12 protein-coding genes and 1 tRNA gene are annotated in these 14,056 nt (G+C 69.4%); 5 read left to right on the top strand and 8 right to left on the bottom strand.

The genetic code is table 11. The features are described from left to right. The first annotated feature begins 33 nt into the window (after positions 1 to 33). The 5 genes from DDF67_RS00720 (at position 34) to DDF67_RS00700 (ending at position 4,181) form a co-directional block, all read left to right on the top strand. A tRNA-Met gene (locus tag DDF67_RS00720) sits at positions 34 to 110 on the top strand. Positions 111 to 269: 159 nt separating this feature from the next. Further along, positions 270 to 1,583: an L-fucose:H+ symporter permease gene (gene fucP / locus DDF67_RS00715; protein ID WP_109099063.1), complete on the top strand. Its 1,314-nt coding sequence runs from the start codon at positions 270 to 272 to the stop codon at positions 1,581 to 1,583. 2 nt (positions 1,584 to 1,585) lie between these two features. Then, on the top strand, positions 1,586 to 2,599 hold the full coding sequence (locus tag DDF67_RS00710) for a zinc-binding alcohol dehydrogenase family protein (protein WP_199229107.1): 1,014 nt from the start codon (positions 1,586 to 1,588) through the stop codon (positions 2,597 to 2,599). Next, complete coding sequence (locus tag DDF67_RS00705; protein ID WP_109099062.1) at positions 2,593 to 3,396, top strand: amidohydrolase family protein; 804 nt, start codon at positions 2,593 to 2,595, stop codon at positions 3,394 to 3,396. The genes DDF67_RS00710 and DDF67_RS00705 overlap by 7 nt, the downstream gene beginning before the upstream one ends. Before the next feature lie 5 nt (positions 3,397 to 3,401). Then, positions 3,402 to 4,181, top strand: a complete 780-nt coding sequence (locus DDF67_RS00700) for an IclR family transcriptional regulator (protein WP_109099061.1) — start codon at positions 3,402 to 3,404, stop codon at positions 4,179 to 4,181. On the opposite strand, the gene DDF67_RS00695 is transcribed toward DDF67_RS00700, so the two are convergent. The 8 genes from DDF67_RS00695 to DDF67_RS00660 all read right to left on the bottom strand — a co-directional run bounded on the left by DDF67_RS00695 (position 4,178) and on the right by DDF67_RS00660 (position 14,016). Beyond that, positions 4,178 to 5,359: a glycoside hydrolase family protein gene (locus tag DDF67_RS00695; protein WP_109099060.1), complete on the bottom strand. Its 1,182-nt coding sequence runs from the start codon at positions 5,357 to 5,359 to the stop codon at positions 4,178 to 4,180. The two genes, DDF67_RS00700 and DDF67_RS00695, sit on opposite strands and share 4 nt — an antisense overlap. A 38-nt stretch (positions 5,360 to 5,397) precedes the next feature. Beyond that, complete coding sequence (locus tag DDF67_RS00690; protein ID WP_109099059.1) at positions 5,398 to 7,743, bottom strand: glycoside hydrolase family 95 protein; 2,346 nt, start codon at positions 7,741 to 7,743, stop codon at positions 5,398 to 5,400. Between the two features lie 64 nt (positions 7,744 to 7,807). Further along, on the bottom strand, positions 7,808 to 8,152 hold the full coding sequence (locus DDF67_RS00685; RefSeq protein WP_109099058.1) for an L-rhamnose mutarotase: 345 nt from the start codon (positions 8,150 to 8,152) through the stop codon (positions 7,808 to 7,810). A 1-nt stretch (position 8,153) separates the two neighbouring features. Next, on the bottom strand, positions 8,154 to 8,882 hold the full coding sequence (locus DDF67_RS00680; RefSeq protein ID WP_109099057.1) for an SDR family oxidoreductase: 729 nt from the start codon (positions 8,880 to 8,882) through the stop codon (positions 8,154 to 8,156). Between the two features lie 12 nt (positions 8,883 to 8,894). Then, positions 8,895 to 10,103 carry a UxaA family hydrolase gene (locus tag DDF67_RS00675; RefSeq protein WP_109099056.1) on the bottom strand — a complete coding sequence of 403 codons (1,209 nt, stop codon included), beginning with the start codon at positions 10,101 to 10,103 and terminating at the stop codon, positions 8,895 to 8,897. Then, complete coding sequence (locus DDF67_RS00670; RefSeq protein ID WP_109099055.1) at positions 10,100 to 10,393, bottom strand: UxaA family hydrolase; 294 nt, start codon at positions 10,391 to 10,393, stop codon at positions 10,100 to 10,102. Before DDF67_RS00670 ends, DDF67_RS00675 begins: the two co-directional genes overlap by 4 nt. Continuing rightward, positions 10,390 to 11,409 carry an aldo/keto reductase gene (locus DDF67_RS00665; protein ID WP_199229106.1) on the bottom strand — a complete coding sequence of 340 codons (1,020 nt, stop codon included), beginning with the start codon at positions 11,407 to 11,409 and terminating at the stop codon, positions 10,390 to 10,392. The genes DDF67_RS00670 and DDF67_RS00665 overlap by 4 nt, the downstream gene beginning before the upstream one ends. Before the next feature lie 162 nt (positions 11,410 to 11,571). Further along, complete coding sequence (locus DDF67_RS00660; protein WP_199229105.1) at positions 11,572 to 14,016, bottom strand: TonB-dependent receptor; 2,445 nt, start codon at positions 14,014 to 14,016, stop codon at positions 11,572 to 11,574. Between the last annotated feature and the right edge of the window lie 40 nt (positions 14,017 to 14,056).

Here is a 14,056-nt window from a genome sequence, read left to right as displayed (position 1 = left end):
GTCCAGAACCCTACCCACGATCAATACCCCTGCCGCGGGGTGGAGCAGCCCGGTAGCTCGTCAGGCTCATAACCTGAAGGTCACAGGTTCAAATCCTGTCCCCGCACCCAAAACTACGAAAGCCCCCAGTTCATCCTGGGGGCTTTTGTCGTTCCCGGCCGCGGCCATTTCGCAGTGCGCCAAGAATTTCATATTTGACGATATAGTTCATATATGATGCCTTGTCGGCAGGCGCTCCGCCAGAGAGCGCGGCCGGGAGGAGACGCCTGATGACCCAAGACTCCAGAGTTCGCGATCGAGGGGTCCGCGCGCGCCTCGCGCCCCTGGTGCTGATCGTCGCGCTGTTCTTCCTGTGGGGCGTGGCCAACAACCTCAACGACGTGCTGATCCCGCACCTGAAGAAGGCCTTCTTCCTCACCGACCTGCAGTCGGGCCTAGTGCAGTCGGCCTTCTATCTCGGCTATTTCTTCCTGGCCTTGCCGGCGGGCCTCCTGATGCGCCGCTACGGCTACAAGGCCGCGGTGATCGTGGGCCTCGTCCTGTTCGGGGCAGGGGCCCTGCTGTTCTGGCCGGCGGCCGAGCTGCGCCGCTACGAGCTGTTCCTGGGCGCGCTCTTCGTCATCGCCTCGGGCCTGGCGTTCCTGGAGACCTCGGCCAACCCGCTGATCACCGTGCTGGGCGACCCGGCTCGGGCCGAGCAGCGGCTGAACCTGGCCCAGGCCTTCAATCCGCTGGGCGCGATCACCGCCGTGGTGGTCGGCCGCCAATTCATCCTGTCGGGCGTCGAACCGACGAAAGCCGAGTTCGCGGCGATGACGCCGGACCAGCTGTCGGCCTTCCAGGCCGCCGAGGCCCAGTCGACCCAGATTCCATACCTGATCATCGCCGCCGTGGTGCTGACCTGGGCGCTGCTGGTGGCCTTCACCCGCTTTCCCGTCCAGGCCAGCCGCCCCGATCCGGAGGCCGCCGAGCACAAGGCCGACAAGCCGATCCTGGGCCTCTTTTCCCGTCCGCGCTTCCTGTTCGGCGTGGCGGCGCAGTTCTTCTATGTCGGCGCCCAGGTGGGCGTGTGGAGCTACATGATCCGCTACGGCCAGGACCAGGCGCCCGGCATGGGCGAGAAGACGGCGGCGGCCTATCTGTCGTGGTCGCTGGTCGGCTTCATGGCCGGACGCTTCGCGGGCACGGCCCTGATGAGCCGCATCGATCCCTCGCGGCTGATGGCGCTGTTCGCCGCCGCCAATGTCGGCCTGACCCTGGTCGCCGTGGCCGTGGGCGGCCATACGGGCCTGCTGGCCCTGGCGGCCACCAGCTTCTTCATGTCGATCATGTTCCCGACCATCTTCGCCAGCTCGCTGAAGGGCCTGGGACCGCTGACCAAGACCGGCTCGTCGTTCCTGGTGATGAGCATCATAGGCGGGGCGGTGCTGACGGCGGCGATGGGCGCGCTGTCGGACGCCAGCTCGATCCGCACCGCCATCCTCGTGCCCTGCGCCTGTTTCGCCGTAGTGGGGCTGTTCGCGGTCACGGCCCGCAGACGCGAGGTGACCGCCCACGACGCCGTGCTGGCCGGGGGTCACTGACGATGATGGACGTTCTGGTCTGCGCCGCGCCTGGCGAACTGGTCCTTGAGCGCAGGCCGACGCCTACGCCGGGGCCGGACGAGGTGCTGCTGCGCGTGCGCCGCGTGGGCGTCTGCGGGACCGACATGCATATCTATCGTGGGACGCAGCCCTACCTGTCCTATCCGCGAGTGATGGGTCACGAGCTGTCGGGCGATGTGGTCACCGCGCCGGCGGAGAGCGATCTGGCGCCCGGCGACCGCGCCTATGTCATGCCCTACCTGTCGTGCGGGGCCTGCCCGGCCTGCGCCAAGGGCAAGACCAACTGCTGCATGAACATCCGCGTGCTGGGCGTGCACATGGACGGGGGGATGGCCGAATACCTGGCCGTGCCCGAAGGCTTCGTGCGCAAGGTCGAGGGCGTGGGGCTGGACGAGGCGGCCATGGTCGAGTTCCTGGCCATCGGCGCCCACGCCGTGCGCCGGGCGAGGATCGAGCCGGGCCAGAGCGCCCTGGTGGTCGGGGCCGGCCCCATCGGCATCGCTGCGGCCCTGTTCGCCAGACTTGCCGGCGCGCGGGTGACGGTGCTGGACGGCCGCGAGGACCGCCTGGCCTTCTGTGCCGAGCACCTGGGCGTGGAACGGACGGTGAGTCTGGGCGGACAGACAGCCCAGGCGTTGTCGCAGGCGACCGACGGCGCCTTCTACGACGTGGTGTTCGACGCCACGGGCAATCCGGCCGCCATGCAGCAGGGCTTCGCCTATGTCGGCCACGGCGGGACCTATGTGCTGATCTCGGTGGTGGCGGCCGACATCACCTTCTCCGATCCCGAGTTCCACAAGCGCGAGATGTCGCTGCTGGGCAGCCGCAACGCCACGATCGAGGACTTCGAGCACGTGCTGGCGACGATCCGCGCGGGCCTCGTGCCGACCGTGGCCCTGGCCAGCCATCGGGCCGACCTGAGCGACCTCGCCGAGATGCTGCCAGGCTGGATGGAGCCGTCGGCCGGGGTGATCAAGGCCATCGTGGCGTGCTGATCGACGCCCACTGCCACGTCTGGCGGATCGGGCGGAACGATCACGAGTGGCCGACGCCGGACCTGCCGGGGATCCATCGCGACTTCAGCCTGGACGACCTGCGCGCGGCGGGCGGTCCGGACGGGGTGGTGCTGGTGCAGTCGCAGCCCAGCGCGCGCGACACCGCCTGGCTGCTCGATCTGGCGGAGAGCGATCCACTGGCGCTGGGCGTCGTCGGCTGGACCGAGCTTTCCGCGCCCGACGCGCCGGCCAGGGTCAGGGCCCTGGCGAAGAACCCGAAGCTGAAGGGCCTGCGGCCGATGCTGCAGGACCTGGCGTCCGACTGGATCCTGGATCCCGCGCTGGAGCCGGCGATCGCGGCGATGGTCGAGGCGGGCCTGGCCTTCGACGCCCTGGTTCGGCCCCGGCATCTGCGCTCGCTGCTGGCGTTGGTGCGCCGCTGGCCGGCGCTGCGGGTGGTGATCGACCATGGCGGCAAGCCGGCGATCGGGGAGGGGGCGCTGGATCCCTGGCGAGAGGGCGTCGCCGCCCTGGCCGCCGAGCCGGGCGTGCATTGCAAGCTGTCGGGCCTGCTGACCGAGGCCGGGGAGACGCCGAGCGCCGAGGTGATCTTTCCCTATGCCGCGCACCTGCTGGCGGTCTTCGGACCCGAGCGGCTGATGTGGGGCAGCGACTGGCCGGTGCTGAACCTGGCTGGCGACTACGCCGGTTGGCGGGCGATGGCCGAGGCCTGGGTCGCGCCGGCCGGGCGAGCGGCGCTATTTGGCGAGACGGCGCGACGATTCTATCGCTTATAGAAGGCATGTCCGACGCGCCCGCCAAGAAGCGAGAATATCGCGCACCCGCCCTGGAAAAGGGTCTCGACGTGCTGGAGCTGCTGGCCGCGCACCGGGGCGGCCTGACCCTGGCGCAGATCTCGGCCGCGCTCGATCGCTCGTCCAGCGAGCTCTTCCGCATGGTCCAGGTGCTGGAGGCGCGGGGCTATGTGGGGCGCGCCGCCGACGAGGACGGCCTGGTGCTGACCAACAAGCTGTTCGCCCTGGGCATGACCCGCGCGCCGGCCAAGGACCTGCTGGAAGCGGCCCTGCCGGAGATGCGGGCCTCGTGCCAGGCCACCGGCCAGTCGTGCCACCTGGCCGTGGCCAGCGGCGACCAGATGGTGGTGGTGGCGCGCATCGAGGCCCCGGGCGACCAGGGCTATTCCGTGCGCGTGGGCTATCGCCGCAAGATCGTCGAGGCGACCTCGGGCCTGGTGCTGTTCGCCTTCCAGCCCGAGCGGGTGCGCGAACGCTGGGGCGCTCAGCTGCGCGACGGCGCGACGACGACGAGCTGGGAGACCTTCCTGGCCGCCGCCGCCCAAGCCCGCAAGGAGGGCCACGTGCAGGCGGCCAGCTACGTGACCTCGGCGGTGATCGACCTGTCGGTGCCGGTGCACGGGGCGGACGGCGTGGTGGCGGCGCTGACCTGCCCCTATGTCGATACGCCCAGCGCGATCTCGATGCCCGACACCATCGCCAACCTGCAGCGCCACGCCGCCGCCATCAGCGCCGAGATCGGCCCGACGGCGAGCAACGGCATCTAGAGCCCCGCCAGGTCGCGATCCATCGCCGCGCCGTCGAAAGGCACGACGATGATCTTGCTGCCGTGGCCGTTGTCGCCGGTCTGATCGTCCTTGGGCGTGTCGACGACGGCGAAGGTCATGGCGACCACGTGGCCGTTCTCGATCACCACGCCGGGGCGTTCGAGCTTGTTCCAGTGGTTCCTGGCGCCGTTCGCATAGCGGATGAAGTCGGCGCCCGGCTCGTAGGCCAGGCCCTGGACGCGCCAGCCCGTGATCCCGTCGCGCGAGATCAGGTGGTAGGCGCGGCGCTCGCGCCACTGGTTGACGACGATGTGGTGCCAGCCGCCGCTGTACCAGACGACCGGGTCCTCGAAGGCGCGCATGTCGCGCTGGGGAATGCCGTCCAGACCCCGATAGACGCTGTCGCCCATCACTGTGTAGGGGCCGAGGATGCCGGTCCTGCTGATCAGGATCTGGCCCGAGCGCGGCACGATCTGATAGGCGCCGTCGGACCGCAGCATGACGCTGAAATTGGCCGGCTTCGCGGGCGTGGCCGTCGGCGTGTCGCGCAGGGCGACGTCGCCGGGGGTCTTCACCAGCTGGAAGCGGCTCTGGTCGAGGCTGATCGTGCCAAGCTGGGTCCAGGGGCCGTCGATGCTGTCCGACACGAAAACGTCGCCGCCGCGCGTTTCGCTGACCACCACGGCGTAGCGGCCGTCGTGCATCTTCAGGGCTGTGACGTTGTGGCCAAGGCCGCCCTGGTTGTCGGGCCAGACGAGGCCAAGGTCGCGATAGGGGCCGTACAGGGTGTCGCTGATCGCGGTGACGCCCAGTGACTGGCCCCAGGCCTTGTGGCCCAGCGCTTGATCCCAGCGGCTGGCGAACATGCGGTACTTGCCGTCGTCGCCCTTCAGGATCTGGCCGTCCCAATAGTTCCAGCGGGCCATGGCCGCGTCTTCGAGCCCGTTGCGTGGATCGCGCGGCCCGACCTCCTTGGCGCCCCAGGCCGTCGTCGACAGCCTAGCGCGCGGCATCGGCTTGAAGTAGCCGATGAAGGGCTTGGGGCCGAGCGTCGGTACGGCCTCGGTCGCGACGGCCGGAGCGGACGCGGATTGCGCCGCCGCCGCGCCGGGCAGGGCGAGCGGCAGGGCCAGGCAGGACAGCGCCGTCGCTAGGGCGAGCTTGCGGGTACGCGACATCGATCTATTCCAGCGGACTGTCTTGATGGGCGGGGGCGTCAAGCGCGCTTCAGCACGCCGTCGCGCGCCACCAGCCGAACCCGTTGGCCCTTCTGGAGATCGAGGTCCAGCGTCGAGCCGGCCAGGACCACGGTGTGCTTACCGTCCTCCTTGGCGGTCAGCACGGCCTCGGTCAGCTTGCCGCCGCTCCAGCGGACGTCGACGCCGACGGCGCCGCGGGCCCTCAGGCCGGTCATGGCGCCGGTCGGCCAGGCCGAGGGCAGGGCGGGCAGCAGGTAGATGCGGTCGTTGCGGCTCTGCAGCACCATCTCGGTCATGCCCGATGCGCCGCCGAAATTGCCGTCGATCTGGAACGGCGGGTGGGCGTCGAACATGTTGGGATAGGTGCGCTCGGGGCCGAGCAGCAGTTTCAGGATGCTGTGGGCGCGATCGCCGTCGCCCAGCCGCGACCACAGGTTCAGGCGCCAGGCGATCGCCCAGCCGGTCGACAGGTCGCCGCGCGTAACCAGCGAGGTTTTGGCCGCCTTGGCGAGATCCGGCGTGGTGTCGACCGAGATCTGGTCGGACGGGAACAGGCCGTAGAGGTGCGAGACGTGGCGGTGATGAATGTCGTTGGCGTCGGCGTCCCAGTCCTCCTGCCACTCCTGCAGCTGGCCGTCCTTGCCGATCCTGTAGGGGGCGAGCTTGTCGCGGGCGGCGCGAACCTCGGCGACGAAGGCGGCGTCGGGACCCAGGATGGCCTCGGCCTTCAGGCAGTTGTCGAACAGGTCGCGGATGATCGCCTGGTCCATGGTGGGGCCAGCCACCAGGGACGAACCGTGGCCGTGGTTGTTCTCGGGCGAGATCGACGGGTTGGTGACCAGCACGCCGAACTTCGGGTCGACCACCAGGGTGTCGAGGAAGAAGCGGGCCGAGCCCTTCATCAGCGGGTAGACGCGGGCCAGGTAGGCCCTGTCGCGGCCGTAGTCGTAGTGGTCCCAGACGTGCTTGCACAGCCAGGCGCCGCCGGTGGGCCAGACGCCGAACTTGGCGCCGTCGATCGGGCCGGTCGCCCGCCAGAGATCAGTGTTGTGGTGGGTGACCCAGCCGCGCGCGCCGTACATGGCCTTGGCCATCCGCTCGCCGGTCTGGGCGATGTCGGAAACGAGAGCGATCAGCGGCTCGACCAGTTCGGGCAGGTCGGTCGGCTCGGCCGGCCAGTAGTTCATCTCGGTGTTGATGTTGATCGTGTACTTGCCGCCCCAGGGGGCGAAGGTCTTGTCGTTCCAGATGCCCTGCAGGTTGGCCGGCTGGCTGCCCGGGCGCGAGCAGGCGATCAAGAGGTAGCGGCCGTACTGGAAATAGAGCGCGGCCAGCGACGGATCGTCGGTGGTCGGCGACTGGCGGATGCGCTCGTCGGTGGGCACGAGGTCGGCGCGGGTGCGGCCGAAGTCGACGCCGACGCGGCGGAAGAGAGCGCGGTGATCGGCCTGGTGTCCGGCCAGGATCTTCGCCCACGGCTTGCCGGAGAGCTTGGCGAGCGTGGCCTTGTTCAGCGCGGCGGGATCTCCCGAGACGTCGTCATAGCGGCGATAGCTGGTGGCGGCCGCGATCAGCAGCAGCACCTCGTCGGCGCCCGTCACCGACAGCTTGCCGGCAGAGCCCGAGATCTGGCCCCCCTTGGCGCGCACCTCGACCCGGGTCTCGAAGGTCAGGCGCGCGTCGATGCCCTGCGAGGCTTCGTTCTTGCCCGCCAGGATCAGGTGCGTCCCCTCGACCGACGAGACGGGCCTGGACTTCAGCGGCGAGGAAAAGGAGAGGTCGACCGAGACCGCGCCCTTGCGGCTGGCGGTCAGGCGCACGGCGATCACGCCGTCGGGATGGCTGGCGATCACCTCGCGCAGGTGGCTGACGCCGCCGGCGGTGAAGCGGGTCGTGGCGATGGCGCCGTCCAGATCGAGGTCGCGGACATAGGCCTGCCCGGCCTCAGGGAGGCCCGGGAAGTCGAGCTTCAGGTCGCCGATGGTCTGGTAGGACATCTGGCGCTTGGGCAGGGCCATGAACTTGGCGTCGGCCAGGTCGGTGGCCTTGGCGTACTCGCCGGCGTCGATCAGGCGGCGGATCTCGGGCAGGGCGCCCCTGGCCTCGGGGTTGATCGGCTCGTAGGGGCCGCCTGCCCAAAGGGTGTCTTCGTTCAGCTGCAGGCGCTCGGCTGCGACGCCGCCGAAGATCATCGCCCCCAGCTTGCCAGAGCCGACGGGCAGGGCCTCGACCCATTCCTTGGCCGGCTGGCGATACCACAGGCGCGGGGCCTTGGACTTGTCCGCGGCGGCGCGCACGGGCGAGGCGGCGACCAGGGAGGCGCCGGCGGTGGCGGCCAGGGCGGTTCTGCGGGTCACATTCATCTTGTCGCCGTGCCTTGTTCTGAACGCGAAAACAATCGTGGTGGTGGGGGGAGCAGCCGGAAGCTCAGGGCTGCTCGGAAAGGGCGAAGATGCGGCGCATGTCGCGCCATTTGCCGGTCGGGGCCGAGCCGGGCAGGGGCTTCTGGAAGGCCGACATCAGCCGTTCCCAGGCCCGGACGTCCCGCGAGGCCATGTCAGCGGCGGCCTTGGCCTGCGGCGAGAAATCGGGTCCCGCCTCAATGACCATGAACAGCCGGTCCTGGACGCGCCAGATCTCCATATCGAGGATGCCCGCCGCGCGGATCGACGCGACCACGGGCTCGGGAACCGCGCCGGGGCGGTGCCAGGCCTCGTAGCGGGCGATCAGCTCGGCGTCGTCCTTGAGGTCGAGGGCGGGGCAGCGGCGCACGTCAGTTGATCCAGCCGCCGTCTATGATGTGGATCTGGCCCGTGGTGAAGGCCGACTCGTCGCTGGCCAGATACAGCGCCAGCTGGGCCAACTCTTCGGGCTTGCCAAGGCGCCCCATCGGCTGGCGGGCGGTGAAGGCCTTGTGGGCGGCCGCGTAGTCGCCGGTGTCGGCCAGGCGCTGGTTCAGCGACGGGGTGTCGACAGTGCCCGGGCAGATGGCGTTGCAGCGGACCCCCTGGCCAACGAAGTCGGCGGCCACGGCCTTGGTCAGGCCGATGACGGCGGCCTTGGTGGCGCCGTAGGCGAAGCGTCCCGGCACGCCTTTGATCGAGCTGGCCACCGAGGCCATGTTGACGATAGAGCCGCCTCCGGCCGCCAGCATGGCCGGCAGGAACGCGCGAATGGCGCGGTATTGGGCCGTGACGTTGAGGTCGCAGGAGAACGCCCAGGCCTGTTCGTCGCAGTCGAGGATGGTCCCCGAATGGACGTAGCCGGCGCAGTTGAACAGCACGTCGATAGCGCCCAGCTCGGCGGCCAGGGCGTTGATGGCGTCGGGATCAAGCACGTCCAGGCGGCGGCCCTCGCAGCCCTCGACGCCGGCGAGCAGGTCTTGGTTGAGATCGGTGGCGATCACGCGCGCGCCCTCGCGGGCGAAGAGTTCTGCGCTGGCCTTGCCGATGCCCTGGGCGGCCGCCGTGACCAGGGCGGTCTTGCCTGAAAGTCTTCCCATCGGTGTCGCCCCTTAACTTACGCGCCGCAGCGGCAGGCAGGCCGGACCGATCGGGTCGAAGGCCTTGTAGGTGAGGATGAATTCCTGGTGGCCCAGCGCCTCGGACACCGTCCGTGCGCCACCGGCCACGGCCAGGACCAGGTCGAATATCTCGTCGCCGACCTCGTCGAGCGTGCCGCGGCCTTCCATGATCCGGCCGGCGTCGACGTCCATGTCGCCGGAGAGCTTGCGGTAGGTCTCCGGGTTGGCGCAGACCTTGATCACCGGCGAGACGGCCGAACCGACCACCGAGCCGCGGCCGGTGGTGAATAGGGTCAGGTGGCAGCCGCAGGCGATCAGCTCGACGATCTCGGCGTTGTCGGAGATGTTGGGAAAACCGAACCGCACCTCGCCGTCGGGGACCACGTCGAGCAGGTAGAGGCCGCCGCTGACCGGCTGGTCGCCGGGCTTGAGAATGCCGACGATCGGGGCCGATCCCGACTTGGAATAGGCCCCCATGGACTTTTCTTCCTGGGTGGTCAGGCCGCCCTCGGCGTTTCCCGGCGCGAAGCTGCCGTAGCCCATGACGGTATAGTAGGCCTCGGCCTTGCGGACGCTGGCTTCCAGCGCCAGGCCCAGTTCCGGCGTGATCGCGCGGTCGGCCATGATCTTCTCGCAGCCGACCAGCTCGCCGGTCTCCTCGAAAACGCAGGCCGCCCCGGCCGCGCCCAGGCGGTCGAAAGCCCGCCCCACGGCGGGATTGGCGGTGATGCCGCTGGTGCCGTCCGAGCCGCCGCAGATAGTTCCGATCACCAGCTCTGAGACGTCCATAGGCGCGCGCGGCGCCTGCTCGGCCACGGACTTGAGGCGGGCCACGGCCTCGACGCCCTTGCGGACGGTCTCGGCGGTGCCGCCGCTTTCCTGGATGACCAGCACTTCCACGGGGCGGCCGCTGGCGGCGATCGCCGCGCGCAGGGCCTCGCGGTTGAAGCTCTCGCAGCCCAGCGAGACCAGCAACACGCCGCCGATATTGGGATGCGTGCCGATCGCCTGCATGACCTTCAGCGCATAGGCGTTGGGATAGCAGCCGGGAAAGCCGATCAGGTGGACGTCGGTGTCGTCGCTCTTCGTCACGATCGCCCGGGCCACGTGGTGGGCGCACTCGACCAGATAGGCCACGGCCACGACGTTGCGGATACCCTTGCGGCCGTCGGCCCGCAGGAAGCCGGTGAGTGCGCTCATGACGCCTCTCCCGTGGCCTGGCGGGTGTGGCTGGCGATGTAGTCGCTCTTCATGTTGTGCATGTGGACATGGGCGCCGGGCGCCGCGGGAGCGGTCATCGAGCCGATCGGCGCGCCGTACTTCAGCACCTTGTCGCCGATGGAGAGGGCGTGGCGGGCGATCTTGTGACCGACGGGGACGTCGTGCGGCGCGGCCAGCACCGCGCCGTCGATCTCGATGGCCTGGCCGGCCTGGATCGCTTGCGCCAGCACGAGAACGTTGTCTCCGGGATGGAGCAGGATCGGCTTCACGCGGCGGCTCGCGCGGACGGGAGGGGGGCGGCGGGATGCAGCAGCCCTTCGGCGCGCAGGTCGTCCCACAGGCTGGCGGGGATCGGCGTCTCAATCCAGGCCAAGGCGTCGGCGACCTGGGCGGGGCTGGCCATGCCGGGGATCACGCTGGCCACGGCCGGGTGGGCGAGGGGGAATTGCAGGGCGGCCGCCGCCAGCGGAACGCCATGGGCGGCGCAGACCCGGCGCAGGCTCTCCACCCGCGCGACGATCTCGGGGCCGGCCGGGGCATAGTTGTAGTGGATCGGCCCGCCGCCGGGCGCCTCGACCAGGGCGCCGGAGTTGAAGGGACCGCCGACGATGATCTTCACACCTCGCTCCACGCAGCGCGGCAGGAAGCCGTCCAGCGCGGTCTGTTCCAGCAGGGTGTAGCGGCCAGCCAGCAGGAAGACGTCGAGATCGACGTGGGCCAGGGCCTCGTCGCAGACGGCCTGCTCGTTGACGCCCAGGCCGATGGCGCCCACGGCTCCGGCGTCCTTCAGTTCGCGCATGGCTCGGTAGCCGCCGTCGAGGAAGTCGCGCATGTGGCCGGCATGGGCCTCGCCGTGGGTGTCGCGGCCCAGGTCGTGGGCCAGCAGCACGTCGACCCGGTCGCGGCGCAGCCGGCGCAGGCTGTCTTCGAACGTACGCATGACGCCGTCGTAGGCATAGTCGAACACCGGCTCAAAGGGGGCGGCGTCGACGAAGCCGTGGCGCTCGCGCTCGTGGGCGTCGATCGGCTCCAGGCGGCGGCCCACCTTGGTGGAGACGACGACGTCGCGGCCGGCCAGGGCGTGGCCCAGGCGGATCTCGCTAAGGCCAAAGCCGTAGTGCGGGGCGGTGTCGAAATAGCCGATGCCGGCGGCGAGGGCCGCATCGATCACCGCGCGGGCCTGGGCGTCAGAAACGGGGGCGTAGAGGTTGCCCACGGCCGCGCCGCCGAAGCCCAGGCGCGGCAGTCGCGCCAGAACCTGCGATCGCTCGTCGGCGACATCCATCCGCGCTTCCATCCCGTTTATTTATAAAATCGATGTTGCTGGTAAAATTCCATTGCTTGTCCCGCAAGTCAATGCGCCAGCCATCAAGCGCAGCTGCGCGGGCAAAGAAAAAGGGGCCCGCCGTGAAGCGGGCCCCGTCGAGGAAGTCGCGGAAGAAAGGCGTTAGCGGCGCACGCGCAGGGTGACGCCGAAGGTGCGCGGGTCGCCAAGCGTGCCGGTGATCGCGCCCGTGTTCGCAGCGCCCAGCGACAGATAGTAGAGCTTGTCGAAGACGTTGCGGCCCCAGACCTGCAGGTCCCAGCTGCCGTCCTCGGCGCCGATCCCGGCCCGCAGGTTCAGCAGGGTGTAGCCCTTGATCTTCGAATATTCGGAGTTCGAGGCGCTGGTGTAGTAGGACGACTTGTAGCTGGCGTCGTAGCCGGCATAGGCCACGAGGCCGTCGCTGCGCCAGGTTCCGGCGGCCTTCCGATATTCGCCGCCGGTCGAGGCGGCCCACAGCGACGCGCCGGGCAGGCGACGGCCGGTAAGGTTGCAGTAGGTCGCCAGCTGGATCTCGATCGGGCAGGCGGCCTGTTCGTAGCTGGTGTAGCTGGCGTCGTTGTAGGTGGTCGAGCCGTAGAGGGTCAGGCCCTGGACCGGGGCTGCCCGCAGGTCCAGCTCGACGCCGCGGCTGCGCACGCTGCCGGCGTTGGTCAGGTAGCTGGCGTTGTTGATCAGGTTGACGGCGGTGGTCTGGTAGCCGTCGTCCTCGGTCCAGAACAGGGCGAGGTTGGCGGTCAGGCGGCGGTCGAACCAGGTGCTCTTCAGCCCGGCCTCATAGGCGTCGATGGTTTCCGGGGCGATGACCGGATCGACGGCGTTGGCGCCGGAGGTGTTGATGTTCGACAGGTTCAGGCCGCCGGCCTTGTAGCCCCGGGCGTAGGTGGCATAGACGAGCGGGCCGTTGTCGAAGGTGTAGGCCAGGGTGATGTTGCCGGTCAGGCTGTCGCCGGAGGTCTTGGAGGCGAACTTGTTGGCCGCGCCGAAGCGGGCGCGCAGGGCCAGGGCCGTGGCCTGGTCGGCGGCGCTGAGGCCCGACAGGTCGGCGCCCCAGGCCGTCTGGTCGAACCAGCCGGTCATCTTCTCGTAGGTGTAGCGCAGGCCGCCGGTGACATCGAAGCGGTCGGTGACGTGCCAGGTGCCTTGCGCGAAGGCCGCCGCGCTGGTGGTTTCCGGGCTGGAGTGGCTGACGATCGAGTAGTTGTTCAGCGCCGCCGCCCGCACCGTGGCCGAGGCCGCCGCCGGGGCCAGCAGCCAGTCGGCCGCTGCCGAGCCGTAATAGTTTACCGCCTCGGCCTCGAGGTCCTGCCAGAAGTAGTAGAGGCCTGCGACGTAATCGAGCTTGCGCTCGCCCTCCGAGCGGATTCGCAATTCCTGGCTGAACTGCTGCTGGTCGTTGTCCTGGTGGGCGTCGATGATCGCCGAGACGGTCGTGCCGTCGGCGTCGTTGTGCGGACGCCAGTGCCAGCCGCGCCAGGCGGTGACCGAGGTGATGGTCGCGTCGGCGAGCTTGTAGTCGACGATGGCCGAGACGCCGCCGTGGGTCTCGAAGTAGCTGTTCTTGGTGTTGACCGAGACGCGGCGCGCCTCCGGATCGATCGGCGGCGGCGTAAAGCCGACGCGCGCGGCGCGGGCCAGATAGCCGTTGGGATAGGCCGCCCCGCTGTCGGCGTAGTTGGTGAAGAGGCCCGTCAACACGGCGGCGGCGGTGTTGGAATACTGCTGGCCGTAGTCGCCCGACAGCTTGATCGACAGGTTCTCGTTCGGCGTCAGCAGGAACTGAACCCGGCCGCCGAAGTCGTGATAATCCTGGGTTTTTGACCCGTCATAGACGTTGGTCATGTAGCCGCCGCGCTGGGTGTTGGCCAGCGAGACGCGGTAGGCCAGCTTGTCCTCGACGATCGGACCCGAGGCGATCAGGTGGGCCTGGAAGTAGTCGTAGTTGCCGCCGGTGACGTCGGCGTTGAATTCCGGCGTGAACTTCGGCTCCTTGGTGGCGATGACGAGGGCGCCGGCCGAGGTGTTCTTGCCGAACAGCGTGCCCTGCGGGCCGCGCAGCACCTGCACCGAGTCGAGGTCGGCCAAGTCGAACACCGCCTGGCCCGGACGGCCCAGATACACCTGGTCCAGATAGACGCCGACCGCCGACTGCAGGCCGTCATTGTAGACCGAGACGTTGTTGCCCAGGCCCCGGATGTTGATGCTGGTGTTGCGCGGGTTGGTGACGCTGACCGACAGGCTGGGCGACAGGGTCTGCAGGTCGCGCACGTTGAAGGCGCGGGCGGCTTCCAGCTGGGCGCCGCCGAAGGCGGACACAGCCACCGGCACGGTCTGGGCGTCCTCGTCGCGGCGGCGGGCGGTGACGACCACGGCGTCCAGGCCCACGGCGTCGTCGGCTGTCGCTAAGGCCGGTTCGGGCGCGGCTGGCGTTTCGGCGGCGAGGACGGGCGCGGCGCCCGCCATCAGCGCGACGCACGAGGCGGCCAAGGTCAGGCGACGCAGCATCACGTTGCGGTTGTGGTCACGGCGAGTATTCGCCTGGCGGATAGAAACGAGTACGCCCGACATCGCGAGGAGCCCCCATAAACGGCAAGAACAACCGCAGAAA

The sequence above is a fragment of the Caulobacter endophyticus genome (assembly GCF_003116815.1).
In the GTDB taxonomy this organism is placed as follows: Bacteria; Pseudomonadota; Alphaproteobacteria; order Caulobacterales; family Caulobacteraceae; genus Caulobacter; species Caulobacter endophyticus.
The sequence above is the reverse complement of the archived record's forward strand: the minus strand, read 5'-3'. Positions and strand labels throughout refer to the sequence as shown.